Raw genomic sequence first — 18,230 nt, 5'->3', positions numbered from 1 at the left:
TAAGCTCGGATCGGGTCGCTAACTAACAAATGTCTCAGCACTTAAATAGAGACTACCCGTACGGCATTTCACATCATTAAATCTATGACTTACGCAATTATCGAAACTGGTGGCAAGCAAATGCGGGTCGAACCAGGTCGCTTTTATGACATCGAACTGTTATCTGGCGAGCCAGACAGCACCGTCTCGATCGATAAAGTATTCTTGCTTGAAAATAATGGCAGCATCCAAATCGGTCAACCGCTAGTTGCTGGTGTTACCGTTCAAGGCACCATCATGCGTCACTATCGGGCGCGCAAGGTAATTGTCTACAAAATGCAACCTAAAAAGAAAACTCGCAAAAAACGCGGTCACCGTCAAGAAGTCACTCGATTGATGATTGATTCTATTAGCGTCAATGGTGCGGTTATCGCCTCGGCTGCTGAAGCTGTTGCAGTCTAGCTAGTGGCAACCACATCGACGATCTTTCACACTTAATTATTTATAATCCGAGGTAATCATGGCTTCTAAGAAGGGTACGGGTAGTACTAGAAACGGACGGGATTCAAACGCCCAGAGATTGGGTGTTAAAAAGTATGGTGGTGAAGTAGTTAAAGCTGGCAATATCATCGTGCGCCAACGGGGATCTTCTTTCCATGTCGGTAATAATGTCGGTTTGGGTAAAGACTACACCATTTATGCTCTGGTTGATGGCGTTGTCACCTTCGAGCGCAAAGGCAAAAATGGTAAAAAAATTAGCGTTTATCCCGCTCCGGCTGCTGCATAAGGCAAAATTTTGAACTCACAAATCGTTAAAGGGTATGCCTTCGGGTATACCCTTTATGGTGTGGGACACAGATTTACGGTGCGGGTTTGGTTGGGACGATCTCTTAAAAGGTGGCAATCGAGGTCGATCGAGACAAGATCTAGGATGCTGCTGGCCTAAATTGAATCGATACAATTGCCATGAATCGCCCTGAAGACAACGATCGAGCCGCGACACTATTCTTCAGGGAAGATGCTGCGCAAACGAGGTAGAATATTAACCATCAGTCTGGTAAACAGTGTCCGATTTAAAGACATCTGAATGGAGACCGATTTGGTAGATCTACCGCCGTGCTTAACGGTAGGCGATGCTGACACCAACGCGAACGGCGACGGTCGGAGTGCTAGTTTCTAGATACCACACCTCTTGGCGATCGCTGTTGAACTCACCAATCATCAGCTTTAACTAAACTAGCTATGCTCGATCCGAATCTGGACGAAATCCAGTTACTACCTGAAGAATATGCCCGCTATTCGCGGCATCTGATCCTCCCAGAAGTGGGCTTAGACGGTCAAAAACGTCTCAAAGCCGCCAGCGTACTCTGTGTAGGTACGGGGGGACTTGGTTCGCCATTATTACTCTATTTAGCTGCCGCAGGCATCGGTCGCCTGGGCATTGTCGATTTTGATGTTGTTGACCATTCCAATCTTCAACGTCAAGTCATTCATGGCACTTCTTGGGTTGGCAAACCCAAAATTGAATCGGCGAAAAACCGGATTCATGAAATAAATCCCTACTGTCAAGTAGACCTCTATGAGACGGCATTGAGTTCGGCGAACGCGTTAGACATCATTCGTCCTTATGATATTGTCGTAGATGGGACAGATAACTTCCCCACGCGCTATCTAGTCAATGATGCTTGCGTTTTATTAGATAAGCCCAACGTATATGGGTCGATTTTCCGGTTTGAAGGACAAGCGACGGTCTTTAACTATCAGGGTGGACCAAACTATCGCGATTTGTATCCAGAACCCCCGCCACCAGGCATGGTGCCCTCATGTGCCGAAGGAGGGGTTTTAGGCGTTCTTCCTGGCATCATCGGTGTGATTCAGGCGACGGAGACGATCAAGATTATCCTCGGTCAGGGGACGACGCTCAGCGGTCGCTTGATGTTATATAATGCCCTAGACATGAAGTTCCGCGAGTTGAAACTGCGACCCAATCCCGTCCGTCCGGTAATTGAGAAATTAATCGATTACGAACAGTTTTGTGGAATTCCGCAAGCGAAGGCGGCTGAAGCCGAACAACAAAGTATGCTAGCAGAAATGACAGTAACAGAACTCAAACAACTCATCGATAGTGGTGCTGACGATTTTGTCTTAATTGACGTTCGTAATCCCAATGAGTATGACATTGCTAAAATTCCTGGCTCGATCCTAATTCCCCTCCCAGATATCGAACAGGGTAAGGGTGTAGAGCAGGTCAAAGCCGCTCTCAACGGTCATCGTCTCATCGCTCATTGTAAAATGGGCGGTCGCTCGGCCAAAGCTCTAGCCATCCTCAAGGAAGCTGGAATTGAGGGCACGAATGTCAAAGGTGGCATTCAGGCTTGGAGTCGGGAAGTAGATCCTTCAGTACTGGAGTATTAGTTGTAGCCTAGTTTAGAAATTTATCTCGATCGATCCCTCGATGTCTGTCTGTAAATGGCACAAATCGAGGGATTTATCGTTGGGATCGAAATAGCAAGTTTAACCTAAGTTGCTCCTGTCGGAGAGGCTACGCTAACGGGTTAAGGATATTTGCTTTGTTCGAGTCCCGCCGCCGATTTCCAGTCTCCAGGCTCTTCTTAACCCGAATGAGCAAGTTTAATTACTGACAATGCCCGACCATTGGATCTTCTTAAGTTTTTCGCGACGGTACGAGAAAAAATAGTCCGGTTCCTGAAAAGTACAGTGAGGCGCGATCGCAATTTGGTGTGGAGCTAGACCCAAACCTTCGAGTTGCAACTGGTTGACCCGACGAACATCTAAGCGTACTCTGCCCGCTTGCCCGTCCGGCAATAAAGGTGAATTGGGCATTGCCATGACAACCTTTAAATCGGTGTCAAGATCGCCTGTGAGCGATTCTGGGTCGATCGAGGCGCATACTTCTAACCCGACTTGGGCCGTTACTTGATACACTTCACCTGCGATCGCGGGACCGATCGCGACGATAATATCTTCAAGGCTGCCACCCTGTGACAGTAATCGCTCGACTGCGACAGTGGCAATTTTCAAGGAGGTACCGCGCCAGCCTGCATGTACCGCCGCAACATGACCCGTGTGGCGATTGGCGATCAGAATGGGATTGCAATCGGCACTCGCCACCCAGACCGCTTGCACGGCTGCTTCTGTTGCAATTCCATCGCCTAGAGCATATCCCGTCTCTACTTCGATGTCGGCAGTAGTGGCAATTTCGCTCGGTGTCAGGACGATTTTGCCGTGGATCTGTTTGAGACGATGGGTACTGGCATTAGCAGCTAAAAATGGCGTAAGTTCGTGGGGTTCGCGGGGGGCAAACTGACGGGTAAAAAAGCCATGCTGCCAATCGGCGAGTAAATCGCATGTTAAGTAGGGTAATTCCGACGAATTTTGCCACTGCCACATAGGGGTTAGGGGGTAGGGGTGGATGGGTAGATGGGGAGACGAGGGGACGGGGAGACGGGGAGACTGGGAACAATAGAACAGGAAAGTTGCGTTCAAGTTTACTATCAACTATTCACTATTCACTATTCACTATTCACTATTCACTATTCACTATCCAGTATGTTTCATAGCTTGTCACCGATCCAGATCGTGGAGATTATTGGCCTTGCTGCTACTACAATTTACCATCAGATTGCTAGTTATCGCGATCGACGATCTCTTTTGCCGCCAGGTAAATTGGTAACTCTGAACGATCGAGGAGTTAGGCACATTTGCTTGCGCGGTACGGGAGAGGTTACGGTTGTCGTCGATGCTAGTTTAGGGGGAGTAGAGGGATATTTATTAATCGATGAACTAGCCAAAATTACCAGAGTCTGTATTTACGATCGAGCTGGATATGGTTGGAGTTCTAGTTCGTTGCAACCGCGTAACAGTCAACAAATTATTGATGAATTGGACGAGTTATTAACTATTGCCGAAATTCACCCACCGTATATTTTAGTGGGCGATTCTTTTGGTAGTTATAATTTGCGTTTATACGCCCATCGATATCCCGATCGAGTGCAGGGGATAGTATTGACCGATGGTTTGCATGAGGATTCGATGCTATCGCTACCATTGAGCGTCGGATTGCTCAAGGGATTTTTTACACTGAGTTTTGGATTTGTGGCGATCGGTGCGGCATTAGGCATTGTCAGAGTATTAGGCGAAATTGGCGTATTTGAGTTAATTAAACCCGAACTTAAAAAGTTTCCCGCACTCGATCGACAATATGTCAAAAGGTCATTTTATTTTGCTCGACATTGGCTGACAATGGGGCGAGAAATGTGGAATTTAGATACTAGCAGTCGTCAATTAAAAATAGCAGATCGCTTAGGCGATCTGCCGATAGTTAGTATTAAATCACAAACTTTTTTGCGTCCGTTATTTGGCATTAAATTATTCTCTCTATCCGCAGCAGATCGAGTTCGCGATCGAATTCATCTCGCGCTGCTCCAACTATCTACTAATACGCAGCAAATTTCAGCCGATCGCAGCAGTCATTTTGTCTGGATCGACCAGCCAGAGAAGATTGTGGCGGCTGTCGCTATTTTAGTGAAGAGAACGAGTTAAGGAATTCCAAATACCTAACTTCTAGAAGCCAGGTATCTGTGCTCACCCTAAATTAGTTACTAACTTGGGTTACTTTGTGAAACTACTTGCCACCCATAAGAGGATTAGAGTTAACAATCCAGCAAAAATCTCACCGCGAAGGCCAATTTGATTTACTGGTAGATGCGCATAATTGACTAATAAATTTGCTACCACGATACCGACGAGCAACGCAACAAGCGTGCCCAAAACGGCGCGCTTAAAACGACGTTGCTTTTGATTGATAAAATAAAGGCTAAATCCAGCCCCAAAAGCGAGGATCGTCGGTAACATACTATAAGCAATACTGGGTACTAATGTCGCCCCACCTAACACTGTATATACACCAGAAGTTGTTAAAAGCTGCGATTGACTCGGACGCTCGAAAGTATCCCCCAACCAGCTTGGCGAATTTGGAACGGATAAAGATGTGAATTTAGGAGCTGCTGAGGGCAACTTCTCCGGAAATCTAATCCCTTCTGGCACCTTAATCTTACCTTGCTGACGCAGCTTGAGACGTTCCATTAAGATCGCATCATAGGCTGCTTCGATATTATCTTGTAACTGTCGATCGCCACCTAATTGGGCAATTACACGTTGTTTTGCAGCTTGAATCTCTTCAAAGGTGGCATCTTCTGCTACACCTAGCTGCTCGTAAGGATTCTGCTGACTCATTCACAACCTCCGACCGATGGTCTCCACTACTTCTTACTCTAGACTGCTTTGGAAGTATCTGCCACTTTTTCCAGCAAATATTAAGAATATTGGCAGATAAAAATTGAATACTAAAAATTTAACCACTAATTGGTAATCAATGTCCGATTTAGACAATTTTATTACTATTTAGCTAGCTCTTAGCTAGTTTAGAACTCACCTTTGACTTGTAAGCCCAAGACCGTATTGCCTTGAGCGTCTTGACGAATCAGCGGAAACAACAACAAACCGCGTTTTTGGCCGAGTTCGATTTCACCAACTAAGTAACCCAAACCCGCACCAACTAAAACATCGATAGCACGGTGGCGATTGAGATCGATCCGCGAATAACCAATTAAGGCAGCACCGCTATACCAGAGGATCGCATAGTCGGGGTGGTAATGACTTTGAACCCGTGCCAACGCAAAGGCAGTTGTCGCATGACAACTAGGGAAACTATCGAGTTCGCGTTCGTTATCAGGGCGCGGCGAGCGGATGACTTCTTTGAGTCCGTAACATAATGCGGCACTCGTACCGACGGCATCGAGAATTCTGAGCGTATGTTGTCCGCCATCAGCTCCATCGGTAAGTAGTGGCAATAACGAACCGCCTCCCAGATATAAGATCGTACCTGCCCCGGAGACAAAATCCGAAAACCCGCGATTGGCCGTTTGGGCTTGAACGTTCGGCGTAATGCTCGTGCTACTCAAAACGATCGTTGCCGCAGCCAACTTATGTTTCCAAGACATAAATACCTCTATCCGGTTGTCTGTTGCATAATACCGCCTTTTGGGTCGGCTCGATCGCGATCGAGCTATCTGTCAGGATCGTTTTTTAAATTAGGATGAAATCATCCTACTTTTAACGAAAAAGCCCTCACTGACTATTGAGTCTAATGAGGGCTTTTTCAATCGAATAATCGGCACCGATATGTGTGATATCGGTAATGCCTGAAACCTAGATGGTGGGCAATGCTACTTTGTTAGCTTTTAAATTAAGCGATCGCTGCCATTTTGACATCGTTGGTAGCGAGTAAATCCTGAAGTTCTTCAGCATCGACAGTTTCTTTATCGACCAACATATTGGCTAGTTTGTCTAAGACCTGCTTGTTACCGAGCAAGACATCCTTCGCCCGACGGTAGGCTTCTGCTACTAGGTGGCTGACTTCATCATCGACGATTGCCGCAGTTTCTTCGGAGAAATCGCGTTCGGAAGCGATATCGCGACCGAGGAACATATTGCCTTGTTGACGACCCAGCGCGACAGGACCGAGTTTTTCACTCATCCCGTACCGCATTACCATTTGGCGAGCGACACGAGCCACTTGTTGGAGGTCATTAGAAGCACCTGTGGTAACTTCTTCTTCTCCAAAGATGATTTCTTCGGCAATCCGACCGCCTAAAGCGACCGCCATTTGGTTTTGCAGATAGGAGCGGCTGTATAGGCCAGATTCCATCCGATCTTCGCTAGGAGTAAACCAAGTTAGACCGCCAGCATTACCGCGTGGGATGATACTGATTTTTTGAACGGGGTCGTAGTCGGGCATTAGGGCACCAACTAGAGCGTGACCAGCTTCGTGATAAGCAACGAGGGTTTTGCGCTTCTCGCTCATCACGCGGTCTTTTTTCTCTGGCCCTGCCAATACCCGATCGATCGCGTCGTTGACTTCATCCATGGAGATTTCGGTCAAGCTGCGACGTGCGGCGAGAATTGCCGCTTCGTTGAGAAGGTTGGCTAAGTCTGCACCTGTAAAGCCGGGAGTCCGACGGGAAATGCGTTCGAGATCGACGTCTTTGGCGAGTGTTTTACCACGAGCGTGAACGTTGAGGATTTCGAGACGACCAGCGTAATCGGGACGATCGACCACAACTTGGCGATCGAAACGACCTGGGCGCAATAGTGCGGAATCCAGTACGTCAGGACGGTTGGTAGCAGCGATGATAATAATCCCCGTATTGCCCTCAAATCCGTCCATCTCGGTCAGTAATTGGTTGAGGGTTTGTTCCCGCTCGTCATTACCGCCACCTAAGCCTGCGCCCCGTTGACGACCTACTGCGTCGATTTCATCAATGAAGACGATACAAGGAGCTTGCGCTTTGGCTTGCTCGAACAAGTCGCGGACGCGGGAGGCACCCACACCGACGAACATTTCGACGAATTCCGAACCGGAAATACTAAAGAATGGTACGCCAGCTTCGCCTGCAACCGCACGAGCCAAGAGGGTTTTACCAGTACCTGGAGGGCCTACTAACAAGACACCTTTAGGAATTTTGGCACCGAGAGCGGTAAACCGATCGGCATTTTTGAGGAAGTCTACGACTTCATTGAGTTCCAATTTCGCTTGGTCGATACCAGCAACATCACCAAAAGTAACTTGGGTTTGTGGCTCCATTTGGACGCGGGCTTTGGATTTACCAAAGTTCATCGCTTGGTTGCCAGGGCCACTTTGGGCGCGACGCAGCAAGAAGAATAGACCCACCAGCAGTAATACTGGGAAGAATAAACTACTCAGAACGCGGAACCAGACGCTTTCATCATTCTGGGGTAAAACGTAAATGTTGCCCTTAACGTTTTCAGTCAAAATGTTGACTAATTGGTTATCGTTGGGAGGTAAATTGACGAGTGCTTTGGTGCCATCTTTAGCCGTCACGACAGCACGCGAGCGATCGGCACTCAAGCCAACGTTCTCGATATCACCCTGCTTGACCTCTTGGATAAAGGTGCTATATTTTAATGTTTTTTGGGCTGGGGCTGGCTTTTCCAAGAAGGTAGTTGCCAGAGCGATCGCCACAACTGCCAGTAAGACGTATAGTCCGGCATTTCTCCACCGCTTATTATTCACTCGAAGGTTCTCCTATATTGGTATTTGGTGACTGGTAACTGTTGACTGTACCTGGTATTAACCGTTTGCCAACCGTTGTTTCCTCCAGTCCGCGCGTTGGCATAGCCTGCCGTAGGTAATCGGCAATTTACTGTATTTTTTCTTTCTATTAACTTATGTTAACCTTTCTCTCATTTTATTGATAGGGCTTTTTGAATTAAAGTTGGGAGTCTGGAGTGAAGAGTCTGGAGTATAAAGGCGTATAAGTAGGTACTCTCATCGTTTCCGCTGGTATTCCTGTCTCCTGGCTTCGATCTCGACGTAGCCTTGCTGGCTTTATCGATCGTCTAGGTGTTGGACTCTATATTCTAGTTTACCCACGGGAGCGATCGCAGTATGAATCGGGAACAGGTGGATTACCGAATTACTGTAGCCGATCGCCTATAAACTACGAACTTCCGCTATTGCGGGATGTGAAGCTGCATAATTTAGAGTACCCACAGGAGTGATGACAGTATGAATCGGGATAAAATCGATTACCGAATTGCTATAGCCGATCGATTCTAAATCCTTTACCCATGCTGGTGTCCATTCGATCTCTAGGACTTGACGATTTTGCTGTATGAGTGTTGCCAAAATTTGCGATCGAGCGATACCTGGTAAAATTCCCGCACTTAGCGGTGGAGTATACCAGCAGCCGTCGCGATACCCCCAGAGATTGCCAGTGGTAGTTTCGAGCCAGTCGCCACGATCGTTTATCAGAATTGCTTCTTGAATATTATTATTTCTTGCCTGTTTGAGAGCCAACCAGGGAGCTAAATAATTACCTGTTTTGTGTTGGGAGAGCGAGCGCGTAAGTTGCCCATCTGCAATTATTGCAGTTACCCCTTCTTGTTGCCAATTGGCTAAATTAGGCGGTAATTCTCGTCCAGTAATTAATTCTCGTCCGTCGAAAAAGATCGTAACTCGCAGTATGGAAAAATGTGGCATTAAGTACGCTACCCCAGATCGAACTTTTGCCCAGTCAGGCTGACACCAATCTAAATCATCGATCGAGAATCTTAATCGATCGCAATGCAGTTCGTAAAGATAAGTAGAGAGTGTAGCAGTTTTAAACGTGGTAAAAACTGTCGCCCCATATAATAAGCCAGGATCGTCGATCTTTAACTCGATCGTGTCAGCAGCAATTAGTTCTCCGCAATACCAATATAAATTGCCCACTTGTTAGAATTAAACTAGAGTTCGAGGATCTCAACGATGACAATAAATATTGCCAAGTGGACGCTCGCCGAATATCACCAATTAGTTGCGACAGGGATACTGAGCGATGCGCCAAGGGAAAATGTACCCCAACGACGAGTGGAGTTATTAGAAGGACTCATAGTCGATATGGAACCAGAAGGAATGCCTCATTCCGTTCATTGTAGCGAATCAGTTGAATATCTCCGAACCTTACTCAAAGCTCGCGCTGAAGTGAGAGAGGGTCACCCCATCACTCTCTCCAATAACTCGGAGCCAAAGCCAGATATTGCTATTATCCGCTCGCCTAATAGTCAATATTTAAACCACCATCCTTATCCAGCCGACATTTTCTGGCCGATCGAATATGCCGACTCGACGCTGCATAAAGATGTCAATAAAAAGAAACGCGTCTATGCTGAAGCTGGAATTCAAGAATATTGGGTAGTGAATTTACAGATTCCCGAATTAATTGTCTTTCGCGATTTGGCGATTCCACAAGGCAGCGGATCGGTCAATGATACCTATCAATCTGAAACTAAATTAGCGATAGGAAATATTTCACCACTGTCATTTCCCGATCTGAGTATTGAAGTTAACAAGCTATTTTCTAATTGATAAAAAGTAGCCGTTAGCATCGATATTTATTTGTGTCTATAACTTATTTTAAAAGTCGCTCGATGCGATTGAATTGCCGATTTACAGCTTCCCAATGCTGTGGATCGTGAGGATTTAGTTTGACAGATTCCTTGAGATAAGTACGTGCCAAATTCAGTTGTCTGCGGCCATTCACTAACTCCTGTGCGTATTTAAAGTACACCTCCGATTGCTTTTTTACTATTTCATTACGGTTAGGAATCACTCTAACTAATAGATCTATAGTCGTGACTGCTTGTCTAAAATCACCTCGACGAAGTATTTTTTCCAAGCTTGCAAAAATTTCTTGCTTGAGCTGTAAGTCTTCAGGAGATAGCGGCGGATCGACAATATAAGTTATCCTGACACCATCGACTCTAGCATCCATATTCTCATTCGCAGTAGCTTTGTCAGTAGCCTCTGGATCGATATTATTTACCGATTGGGCTGCATCGAGCAGAAGTTGATAGGCTTGGTTGAGAGTATTAAATCGATCGAGTGCAGTTACATCGTTGGGATTGAGATCGGGATGAATTTCTTTGGCCATTTGACGATAAATTGATTTAATCTCGTCAATCGAGGCCGATCGAGTCAAGCCAAATAACTCATAAGATTTATCAAGAGTAATATTACTTTTCATGTTCTAGAAACTTTGCTTTGGCCTAGCATCTCAACCCACTCGCCGCTATCGAATTATCATCGATTGTCTCTCGTTACAGCGTCAGTATAATTACTTTGCTCAAGCTAAATAGTGGATCGAGACTTAACGATCGAATGAGCAGATTATCAGGTATTCACGACTTACTCAAAATCTCTCCAATCTAACTATAAAATTTTTATGACGATTGCAGGTTCGATTGTGGCTATTCTGCTGAATTCATCTGGACCAGTATCGATAAAATCGCATTAATATCAATATTCGATTCAGAATTACCTTAATAGCCATTATAAGTGGCAAAATTTGGTAGAAGCAATTAGTGAATTATCTTTAACCCATTCTTAAAACATGGTATGACTTTGTAACTTCTAATTTTTAGATGGGTTATTGTTAGAGCGGCGATGTCATCTCACCCTAACAACCCAGCGATCGATTATCAATTAATTTAATTCATTGATTCTAAGTAGTCCCGAACGCGGTTGCGGCGTTTGGGTTGGCGGAGTTTTTGGAGGGCTTTAGATTCAATTTGACGGACGCGCTCGCGGGAGAGTTCTAGTACCCGTCCGATATCGGCTAGAGAATGCGCCTGATTGTATCCTAATCCAAATCGCAGACAGATAACTTCGCGCTCTCGATCGGTCAAATCAGCTAGTAATTGCACCAGTTCGCCCTGGAGTGACTCGCGCATCATCATTTGCTCTGGCGTCACTTCATCGGCTTCGAGCAGATCTCCCAGTTCTGTGTCCCGATCTTTGCCCACCTTGACATCTAATGATACCGAGCGTGGGACGCGCATCAAGACTTCTTGCAATTGCACTAGTGTCATATCTAGAGCCTTGGCTACTTCCTCTAATCTGGGTGGGCGTCCGGTTTCGATACTCAGTTCGCGCTGAACTTTTTTAATTTTATTGAGTTTTTCGGTAATGTGTACGGGGAGGCGGATATTTCGGCTTTGAGTGGCAATCGCACGGGTAATTCCTTGACGAATCCACCAGTAAGCATAAGTGCTAAACCGATACCCTTTAGTCGGATCGAATTTATCTACTGCTCGCTCCAATCCCATCGTACCTTCTTGGATTAGATCCAACAGTTCCAAGCCGCGATTTTGGTATTTTTTGGCAACCGAGACAACTAGTCGGAGATTCGCCTTAATCATGTGCTCTTTGGCACGGGTACCAGCTAACTGAAGGGCATCGATTTCGGCAACTGTCATTTGGGCTAGTTCTGCCCATCTTTGTTTGCCAGCGGCCAATCTCGGCTTGAGTTCGGCTAGGGCGATCCCGGCAGTACTCGCCCACCGTTCGGGGGAGGGGCGATGCCCTAATTGTGCGGTCAAGCGATCGTGGATTTCGACCGCTTCGACGTATTGTAAGATTGCGAGGTCATCACTTTTACCCAGCTTGACCTGTTCGGCAGCATTAGTCCGCAATTCTAGCAATTGAACGTAGCTCTGGACGACTTTTGCTTCAGATATTTCTTCATCTCTGAGTAGCAAGCGCACTTTGCCAATTTCTTGGAGGTATAAGCGCACCAAGTCTTTACTGTAGTAAATATTTTTGACAGCCGCTGGCACGGCAGTACTATCAAGATCTTCTTCAAACAACTCTGGCAAAGACGTTCGCAAACTATCTTCATCCATGTCTATGCCATTCAAATCCAGCTCTGAGGCGGATTCATCGTACTCTACTGATTTATACAAGGATTTACTCGGCATAGACTGTTCTTAAGTGTACTCAACAAAATTTAGAGTTGAAAAAATTTAGATTTTAGGTTCGACCGCATATGCCTATCATTCCCACCTTTTCGTTCAGATCCCTCACCATAGACTGGTTTCTTTCAAAGAAAGTAGATTGTTGTGGCGATCGTATAGAGATCGGCTATGTTGCCCTCTACATCCAAACAAAAGCGACACAGACAAAAAATGTCTGTGTCGTTAAGATCTGCTATGAATTCTCGAACCGAGCGGCAACAGCCTCTAATCGAGACTCAAAATCCAGGTACCGCAGGATCGAGCCAACGGAAACTCTGCACTACTTTTTACCTGGCAGGTAAAATTAAACATGCCAGCACTATCGGGGTTTTGAACGTTATTGAGGACGACTTCGATATCACCTTTGGTTTTGATTCTTTGAGCCAGATCGATTTGGATCGTTCGACCTTCTAGATCCCACTGTACGGATTGAATGGGGATCGATTTATCACCGACCATTACTTCTACAGCCTTATCGTCAAATTTACCTTTGTAATATTCTGGATAACCGATCGTAATTTGCGCTGCACCCAAGCGATTGATTTTGGAGCCAGGAATTGCGAGCTTATAGCGATCGGTCACGCTCCGATTGCCGGAGTCGAGGCGATAGCTGAGTCGATCGGATTGCTCGACACCACTAAATAGCGTAAATCCAGGTAAACTCTGCGATCTAGCTGCAACAGGAATAATTGCGATCGAGCAACTGGCTAGAGCGAAAATGGACATTAATCTTCGAGCTGTCTGACTATCGAACATTTGGTGTTCTCCACTAAATTCTCGCACGTTAACAATATGTTACTCAAATTTAGGATCGATCGATCGCTAAGTGACCAATATTCATTAAATGCGACGGAGTTGTCATCTCAATTAAGCAACTTAGCGGATGTCCTCTATATATTACTAACGATACGATATCTTTATTTTTTGCTACAAAGCTTAAAGCCTAATCCTCAAGCTGCTTTCGCAAAAATAGTCGTTCGGGACGGTGCCAGGGAATAATCGACCAGACAAACTCACTAGATACGATCTCGTAACCTAGTTTTTGATACAAATTGCGACCGCGCTGATTATCGCCCATCACATGTAAGAAGATTTCTGTGTATCCCCACGATTTAGTCAATTCTTCACAACCGATCAGTAGTTGTTGTGCGACCCCGCGTCGCCGAAAATCTCGGCTCACAGCCAGATTAGAAATATAAGGATAGCGATGGGGTTTGGGTTGACGATAATTGGTAGTGCGTATTCCCACTTCGATCGTGCCGATGACCTGCGATTGGCCGCGATCTGCATATACAGCAATCGAGCACACTTGCTGCTGGGGTTTATCGTGACTCGATCCAGCGGTATGAGAGCGTAGACGATGGCGTAAATCTTCAGCAATGCCTAGTTTGAACAGGGGTGTAAACCATCCCATCCACCCGCGATCGAAATGAAAACTACGAGTAACGATCTCCGCGACGCAATGTATTTCTTCCTCTCGTACAGCGCGAATCTCGATTCGATCGGGATCGATCGCGATCGGCTCGGAGATATTTGCGGTATTTGCGGTCATGTCTAAATTATGCTGGTTTTGCGCTGAGTTCGGATTCACCACAACGTCGATCGCAGGCGATCGCACGCAATTTTATTAATCGAGAAATTGAGTATCTAGATTCGGAGTGAGTCGATCTACAATTAGAACTGACTAGCTCTCAATACTGAATCTCCATCATAACTCATTTAGCCGATCGCCAGACGCGATCGCGGTAATCCATTGAAATCTCCCCTCGATTCCAAATCCCCCCCGTCGCCCCAACTACCTCCAATTATGTTGGTGGAAACGGCATTTTTGGCCAGTACTGCTAGCTTGTTGTGGTTATTGAATTATTATTTTCCAGTCGGGCCGATCTTCCGGATCTTCTTCCCAATTCCGATCGCTTTAATTTATCTCCGATGGGGCAATCGTGCGGGATGGATGAGCGCGCTAGTCTCTGGATTATTATTGTCGGTGCTAATGGGGCCAGTGCGCAGTATTTTGTTCGTGATGCCTTATGGGGTAATGGGCGTTCAATTGGGTGCTTGTTGGCGACGGCAGGCTAGCTGGTTGACATCGATTTCACTAGGCGCGCTAGTAGACTGTCTGGGGGTGTTCTTTCGCTTTGGGTTGACTTCGGCATTATTAGGTGAAGATCTGTGGATGTACCTGATGGCGAGAATTCGCGACCTTTCGGAGTGGCTGTTCGTCCAATTGGGTATTCTCGCCGAGCCTAGTCTGCTCGTAATTCAAATCTTGGCGATCTCGTTAATTCTGCTGAGTAATTTTGTCTATGTGTTTGTCGTTCATCTAGTCGCAATCCTGATGTTCGAGCGGCTGGGCAATCCTCTGCCCAAACCACCAGCATGGGTCGAGACGTTATTGGAGTTGTAGTCGTTCGTCTTACTCCTTGCCCAACCAGACGCTCGCGATCTAAAATCGATAGGTTGCGCGAGCATTAAAATCCATAGCTGGGTACACTCCTAATCAGAGCAGTAACATCGCGACTAGATTCCGATGGTTTATTGAAAACTCACCCTAAAATGTCTGTTTTAGGCAGCACATAATTAACTTAAGCTGTTAACAGCGAACTTATCTAACCTCGATTAATTATATATATCTATATGGATCTGGCTACTAAATACATGTATTTGTATGGAGCTGGTGGACACTCAAAGGTCATTACGGACATCCTTAACAGTTTGGGCGTAGAAGTAGTTGGCATGTTTGATGACAACCCTCCCGATGCAAAATTTAAGGGGATGCAAATCCGCGATGGTATTCGCTTAATCGGCGAAGGCTTCCCCAAATTGGACGCGCCGTTGATTATTAGTGTTGGCAATAATCTCAGACGTGCCGAACTCGCGTGCTTAATCGATGCAAACTATGGCAGAGCCATTCATGGCACGGCAATTATCTCGGCTAAAGCGAAAATAGATGTGGGTACTGTCGTGCTCCAAGGCGCGATCGTCCAAGCTGGTGCCGAGATTGGTGCGCATGTATTAATTAATACCGCTGCAAGTATCGATCATGATAATGCGATCGGCGACTACGCTCATGTCTCGCCACATGCGACTTTGTGCGGTCACGTTCGCGTCGGTGAAGGGACGCATATCGGAGCTGGAGCAGTGGTAATTCCTAGTATCGAGATTGGCAAATGGTGTACTGTCGGTGCGGGTGCGGTGGTGATTAGAGATGTTCCCGATTTTGCTACTGTTGTCGGTAACCCCGCTAAAGTCATTAAATTTCGCGACGCGCCCAACTACCGAGCGGCGATGACGGGTATAGTCACCTAAAATTGAGCTAGTTATCTAAAAATCTGTTACTTACTTGACAATTTGACCATTTTAGTAATTAAGATCCGCAGCTATACTTAATTCGATCGCGGCGATCGGTTCGAGAGTTACAGCTCTACGACGATGGACACATTCAGCTACGTATTAACGTCTAGTCGGTTAGAAGCTTTAGCTATAGGTTGTTTGGTAATTCGATCGCGATCGATAAGAGCGATCGATTGCTAGTCGATCGCTCTCAATTGCCCAGAGCCTAAAATATTTACTCAGACACGATCGAGCATTTAAGAAACGAGGGTGGAGAACTCGATTCTGTCAATTGATGATTGTAGTTTTCGTTCATACATTCTTAAAAATCACTGATTTAGCGGATATCGACTAATAATAGAAAGGATATGATTGAGTGTAGCAATGTTAGACTTTCCAAGCAAAAAGCACTCGAAAACGAAATCAATTTCTATATTGTCCGCAAGATTGCTCAAGAGTTCCGGACTGGCTAAGTAGTCGCTTGTATCTAAATTGATAAAGACAATAAACTAAATTTATAGTATAAATACTTACCAAAAATGGCGACCTTGGAATATTCAGGCTTAATTTTGCTAACCGATTCGCAGCAACAGCCAACAGCGGCAGATAAATGTTACGATTTAGCAATTATTGGTGCTGGAATTTCGTCAGCATATACTCTAATTAACTATATCTCACTATTGGAGAAACAGTCTACAGTCGAAGAGCGGACGGTAGCATTAGGAGCTAATTTGGGCGATTATCAAGCTCGACCAGTTAAGATTGTCGTTACTGAAAAGTCTGGTGATTTCTGGACTGGTATTCCATATGGTAAAAGATCGGGACGCAATTCATTACTAATTTCCCCACTCAAAGAGTTCATTCCCCAGCAATTAGAACGCGAACATTTTATCGACTGGTTGAATGCAAATCGCGCTCCGATCTTCGATCCGCAGGTATATAACCAAGGCAAAATGTCAGCTAAGTGGCTGAGCGATAATGCCGATGCAATCGATCGAGGTCAGTGGGACGATCTATTTATTCCCAGACATACCTTTGGGTTGTATCTGCAAGAACGCATGGCAAATCTGTTAGCAACAGCAACTGCTAAAGGGCTAATCGAGATCGACCTCCTCACCGCAGATGCGATCGACGTTCAACAGCTTGCAGATGGTTATCGAGTAGATTTTGTCGCAACTGAAACCAATCATTACTTTGTGACAAATAAACTAGTGCTGGCGATCGGCAGTCCGCCAAATATCGCTTTTGAAAGAGTTAGTGGCGATCGACAAAAGTCAGATCCTTGCTACATCGATAACATGTACGAGCCATCGTTAGACGAGAATATCGATCGACTTTGCCAGTCATTAGCGCAGTTAGAATCGCCATCCCAACGTCAAGTCCTAATTGTCGGCTCGAATGCAGGTACTCTAGACGTACTTTACAGCATCCATAACTCCAAAGCGGCAACTAGTCTGATTGAGAAATTCTTCATCCTGTCTCCCAATGCGACATTCCCCCATCGCATCCAAACAGCACCAATTCAGCTCGATTACACGCCCCAACATTTAGCCGCGCTACTTAAATCCGACTCTTTTACAGCCAAACAAATTTTAGAAGCTGTCAAACAGGATGTGGCGCACGCGACATCTGTTGGCATAAACATTTCTGATATTTATAGTGATATTTCCAAACTAGTGATGGAAGCATTAAATAGACTCAATTTTGGCGAACAATGTCAATTTGTGTCTAAGTATGCTGTCGAAATTGGTAAGTATCAACGGCGTGCTGGTGGCGAATACTTAGATGTCGTCGAGAGGGCGATCGCCGAGCGCAAGTTAGAATTATGCAAAGGTAAGTTTGTTCGGTATTTGCCATTAACCACTGGCGGTTGTAACTGCGAATATTTCGATCCCGAAGATCGCCAACAAAAAGTGCTCGATACTCCCATTGGTGTAGTAATTAATTGCGGCGGATTCCAAGACGTGACTACTTCATCTTCGCCATTAATTCAAAATCTGATTCGGCGACAGATCTGCATCCCCAATGAATCCAACCGTGGTTTTATAATTGATAAAAACTTTGAAGCTAGCAAAAACTGTTACTTAATGGGGCCGTTAGTTGCAGGTAATATCGATGGTAACTTCCGCGTTTGGCACGCCGAAAGTTGTCAGCGCATTATTGGGTTCTCCCAAAACTTAGCAACAGCATTACTGCAATCCGAACAGTTGGATCTACCATCTGTGACGCTCGCACCCAATCCAGAGAGCGCGAACGTGCTGATGAATGTCGCTTAAGTTGAGGCTTGCCGCGACAATCGAGCAAACAGGCGAAGTGAGAGCGGCGCGATCTCGCTTCGCCTTTGGCGTTGCTGAGAGCTGAAGATGCTCCCAACTCTCTACTCCGTGATGGGTGAAACGCTGGAAATCGAGGGACCCGTCTGGCGACACGTCTGGCTTCGGATCTCCTTTCCTGCGGAACGCTCCGCGTTGGTGTAGCCTTGCCTCTGGCAAAACCGAGAGGCTAAGCCAACGCCTACAGCTCGATTTCATCCGTAAATC

17 protein-coding genes are annotated in these 18,230 nt (G+C 45.8%); 8 read left to right on the top strand and 9 right to left on the bottom strand.

From position 1 onward, the window contains the following. The first annotated feature begins 84 nt into the window (after nucleotides 1–84). The 3 genes from rplU (at nucleotide 85) to moeB (ending at nucleotide 2,394) form a co-directional block, all read left to right on the top strand. On the top strand, nucleotides 85–441 hold the full coding sequence (rplU, locus tag CHA6605_RS25840) for a 50S ribosomal protein L21 (RefSeq protein ID WP_015162322.1): 357 nt from the start codon (nucleotides 85–87) through the stop codon (nucleotides 439–441). A gap of 58 nt (nucleotides 442–499) precedes the next feature. Then, the gene (gene rpmA / locus CHA6605_RS25835; protein ID WP_015162321.1) at nucleotides 500–766 is read left to right on the top strand and encodes a 50S ribosomal protein L27; all 267 of its coding nucleotides are present in this window, start codon (nucleotides 500–502) and stop codon (nucleotides 764–766) included. Between the two features lie 455 nt (nucleotides 767–1,221). Next, complete coding sequence (gene moeB / locus CHA6605_RS25830) at nucleotides 1,222–2,394, top strand: molybdopterin-synthase adenylyltransferase MoeB (protein ID WP_015162320.1); 1,173 nt, start codon at nucleotides 1,222–1,224, stop codon at nucleotides 2,392–2,394. A gap of 216 nt (nucleotides 2,395–2,610) precedes the next feature. Here moeB and pgeF read toward each other — a convergent pair whose 3' ends face one another. Continuing rightward, complete coding sequence (pgeF, locus tag CHA6605_RS25825) at nucleotides 2,611–3,390, bottom strand: peptidoglycan editing factor PgeF (RefSeq protein WP_015162319.1); 780 nt, start codon at nucleotides 3,388–3,390, stop codon at nucleotides 2,611–2,613. Nucleotides 3,391–3,549: 159 nt separating this feature from the next. On the opposite strand from pgeF, the gene CHA6605_RS25820 reads away from it, so the two are divergent. Then, nucleotides 3,550–4,542, top strand: a complete 993-nt coding sequence (locus CHA6605_RS25820) for an alpha/beta fold hydrolase (protein ID WP_015162318.1) — start codon at nucleotides 3,550–3,552, stop codon at nucleotides 4,540–4,542. A gap of 69 nt (nucleotides 4,543–4,611) precedes the next feature. On the opposite strand, the gene CHA6605_RS25815 is transcribed toward CHA6605_RS25820, so the two are convergent. The 4 genes from CHA6605_RS25815 to CHA6605_RS25800 all read right to left on the bottom strand — a co-directional run bounded on the left by CHA6605_RS25815 (nucleotide 4,612) and on the right by CHA6605_RS25800 (nucleotide 9,295). Next, the gene (locus CHA6605_RS25815) at nucleotides 4,612–5,235 is read right to left on the bottom strand and encodes a CPP1-like family protein (protein WP_015162317.1); all 624 of its coding nucleotides are present in this window, start codon (nucleotides 5,233–5,235) and stop codon (nucleotides 4,612–4,614) included. Nucleotides 5,236–5,423: 188 nt separating this feature from the next. Then, nucleotides 5,424–6,002: a phosphatase PAP2 family protein gene (locus CHA6605_RS25810; protein ID WP_015162316.1), complete on the bottom strand. Its 579-nt coding sequence runs from the start codon at nucleotides 6,000–6,002 to the stop codon at nucleotides 5,424–5,426. Between the two features lie 245 nt (nucleotides 6,003–6,247). Beyond that, nucleotides 6,248–8,095, bottom strand: coding sequence for an ATP-dependent zinc metalloprotease FtsH3 (ftsH3, locus tag CHA6605_RS25805; protein WP_015162315.1), 1,848 nt, complete (start codon nucleotides 8,093–8,095; stop codon nucleotides 6,248–6,250). Between the two features lie 420 nt (nucleotides 8,096–8,515). Next, nucleotides 8,516–9,295 (bottom strand): aminotransferase class IV, encoded by a 780-nt coding sequence (locus CHA6605_RS25800; RefSeq protein WP_015162314.1) that lies wholly within the window; start codon nucleotides 9,293–9,295, stop codon nucleotides 8,516–8,518. A gap of 36 nt (nucleotides 9,296–9,331) precedes the next feature. On the opposite strand from CHA6605_RS25800, the gene CHA6605_RS25795 reads away from it, so the two are divergent. Next, entirely contained in the window at nucleotides 9,332–9,931 is a 600-nt protein-coding gene (locus tag CHA6605_RS25795; protein WP_015162313.1) for a Uma2 family endonuclease, read from the top strand. A 43-nt stretch (nucleotides 9,932–9,974) separates the two neighbouring features. Here CHA6605_RS25795 and CHA6605_RS32065 read toward each other — a convergent pair whose 3' ends face one another. The 4 genes from CHA6605_RS32065 to CHA6605_RS25775 all read right to left on the bottom strand — a co-directional run bounded on the left by CHA6605_RS32065 (nucleotide 9,975) and on the right by CHA6605_RS25775 (nucleotide 13,909). Further along, nucleotides 9,975–10,589, bottom strand: coding sequence for a J domain-containing protein (locus CHA6605_RS32065; RefSeq protein WP_015162312.1), 615 nt, complete (start codon nucleotides 10,587–10,589; stop codon nucleotides 9,975–9,977). A 463-nt stretch (nucleotides 10,590–11,052) separates the two neighbouring features. Continuing rightward, nucleotides 11,053–12,321, bottom strand: a complete 1,269-nt coding sequence (gene sigC / locus CHA6605_RS25785) for an RNA polymerase sigma factor SigC (protein ID WP_015162311.1) — start codon at nucleotides 12,319–12,321, stop codon at nucleotides 11,053–11,055. Nucleotides 12,322–12,582: 261 nt separating this feature from the next. Continuing rightward, on the bottom strand, nucleotides 12,583–13,083 hold the full coding sequence (locus CHA6605_RS25780; RefSeq protein WP_157260111.1) for a DUF2808 domain-containing protein: 501 nt from the start codon (nucleotides 13,081–13,083) through the stop codon (nucleotides 12,583–12,585). 217 nt (nucleotides 13,084–13,300) lie between these two features. Next, nucleotides 13,301–13,909 (bottom strand): GNAT family N-acetyltransferase, encoded by a 609-nt coding sequence (locus tag CHA6605_RS25775; protein WP_015162308.1) that lies wholly within the window; start codon nucleotides 13,907–13,909, stop codon nucleotides 13,301–13,303. Nucleotides 13,910–14,110: 201 nt separating this feature from the next. On the opposite strand from CHA6605_RS25775, the gene CHA6605_RS25770 reads away from it, so the two are divergent. The 3 genes from CHA6605_RS25770 to CHA6605_RS25760 all read left to right on the top strand — a co-directional run bounded on the left by CHA6605_RS25770 (nucleotide 14,111) and on the right by CHA6605_RS25760 (nucleotide 17,966). Next, the gene (locus CHA6605_RS25770; protein WP_422678755.1) at nucleotides 14,111–14,764 is read left to right on the top strand and encodes a DUF2232 domain-containing protein; all 654 of its coding nucleotides are present in this window, start codon (nucleotides 14,111–14,113) and stop codon (nucleotides 14,762–14,764) included. Nucleotides 14,765–14,994: 230 nt separating this feature from the next. Beyond that, a complete protein-coding gene (locus CHA6605_RS25765) occupies nucleotides 14,995–15,666 on the top strand; it encodes an acetyltransferase (RefSeq protein ID WP_015162306.1) in 672 nt (223 codons plus the stop codon). A gap of 563 nt (nucleotides 15,667–16,229) precedes the next feature. Beyond that, nucleotides 16,230–17,966, top strand: coding sequence for an FAD/NAD(P)-binding protein (locus CHA6605_RS25760; RefSeq protein ID WP_015162304.1), 1,737 nt, complete (start codon nucleotides 16,230–16,232; stop codon nucleotides 17,964–17,966). Nucleotides 17,967–18,230 lie beyond the last annotated feature (264 nt).

Origin of the sequence: Chamaesiphon minutus PCC 6605, from assembly GCF_000317145.1 — a bacterium.
Lineage (GTDB): Bacteria > Cyanobacteriota > Cyanobacteriia > Cyanobacteriales > Chamaesiphonaceae > Chamaesiphon > Chamaesiphon minutus.
The sequence above is the reverse complement of the archived record's forward strand: the minus strand, read 5'-3'. Positions and strand labels throughout refer to the sequence as shown.